Genomic DNA, 1,327 nt, shown 5'->3' on the forward strand with positions numbered 1-1,327 from the left:
CGGAAACGTCGCTGACCGCCTGGCGCTGACGACGCCAAAGGGCATCACCAAAGTGATTGAAGTCCGCGTCGAGACGCCAGCACAGGCGGTCGAGTTCTACCGCCGATGGCTCAACGGCGCAGCATTCCTGATCGGCGGCCACAAGCTGGCACCCCGGCCGCCTACGCTCGCACAAATTCGCGCCGAGCTGGCGTGGCGTGACCTCGCGTGCTGGTGCCCGCTGGCTCAGCCGTGTCACGCCGACGTGCTGCTTGAGCTGGCAAACAACCGCCAGATCAAAGTGTCATAGTGGATCATTCTCAGTAAGGAATCACATGGATACTGCACAATTGCCGATCAAGCAGAAACCGAAACTCGTGCACTACACGCACTTTGGCACGGACACCTGGGGCGTGCGGGATGGCCGCAACGGTGGCGAGTCCCCATTCGGTCCGGTAGGCGTCACCCGCGAGGAAGCCGAAGCATGGCTTGCTGATCCGGTGCGCGTGATCGCGGTAGCGGTCTTACAGGACCATTCCCGGTCGTACACGGCCTATAACCAAGCCGGCAATCCACGTTGTCGATGCGGGGCACCATCACCGAGCGAAGACCATATCGCTGACATGCTCGCGGCGCGGTTGGCGCTCGCTGGCCTGACACGCGATGGGTGATACACGGATGAATCAACTGCCCGTCCCACCGCCCGGATCGTGGGAGATAACGGGAACACCACGCGGCCCATGGGTGTGGTCCACAGGCATCTCGTGCCACGAGGACGCAAACGGGTACGCCTACGCCGGTGAGCACTATGCGATCGCGTCAGCCCCGGGCGCTACCGCCATCTGGCGGCACTGAATGGACATACTAGGCGCTCTGCGGCGAAATAAAAAAGGAGACAAGTGATTTATCTGCTGATCACGGCTGCGGTGTTGTACATCTTCATTGCCATCGCCGTGGCCTCCCTCATGATCAAGTTCGACCACGAATCCTGGACAGACAATGAAGGCCGCATCAGCGATTTCGATAGCCTCACTAGCATCATCTTCGGAATTGTCTGCGGCGTCGCCTGGCCTATCACAGTGCTGGCGCTCGCTGGGGCGGCACTGGCTGAAAGCAAACCTCCGACCACATAGTTGGGTCATACCCGGTATTGAGTGCGTGTCGCCTTGACGCACACCCCTGTTGCGACGCAGCATGGTGTCAGCGGGAGAAACGCGCCCAGATCAAGGGGCGTGCGTTCTCCCTTTTTGGCCCCAAAAAGGCCCCCGGCGGCTGCGTCAACAGCCCCGGGGTGTGGCCGAACCTACTGCAGAGGGTCGACATGAATAATCGTAGGGGAACGTCCTAC

3 protein-coding genes are annotated in these 1,327 nt (G+C 60.9%); all 3 read left to right on the top strand.

The features are described 5' to 3' along the window. The first annotated feature begins 19 nt into the window (after window positions 1–19). Window positions 20–289 (top strand): DUF4326 domain-containing protein, encoded by a 270-nt coding sequence (locus tag A5695_RS14390; protein ID WP_369830188.1) that lies wholly within the window; start codon window positions 20–22, stop codon window positions 287–289. Between the two features lie 25 nt (window positions 290–314). Beyond that, on the top strand, window positions 315–650 hold the full coding sequence (locus A5695_RS28565) for a hypothetical protein (protein ID WP_156749646.1): 336 nt from the start codon (window positions 315–317) through the stop codon (window positions 648–650). A gap of 228 nt (window positions 651–878) precedes the next feature. Next, complete coding sequence (locus A5695_RS14395; RefSeq protein WP_068082941.1) at window positions 879–1,112, top strand: hypothetical protein; 234 nt, start codon at window positions 879–881, stop codon at window positions 1,110–1,112. Window positions 1,113–1,327: the final 215 nt, after the last annotated feature.

It is taken from the genome of Mycobacterium sp. E1747, assembly GCF_001667775.1.
GTDB lineage: Bacteria > Actinomycetota > Actinomycetes > Mycobacteriales > Mycobacteriaceae > Mycobacterium.

Coding starts and splice junctions, on each gene's coding strand:
- A5695_RS28565 (WP_156749646.1), top strand. CDS start 315: ATGGATACTGCACAATTGCCGATCAAGCAGAAACCGAAACTCGTGCAC.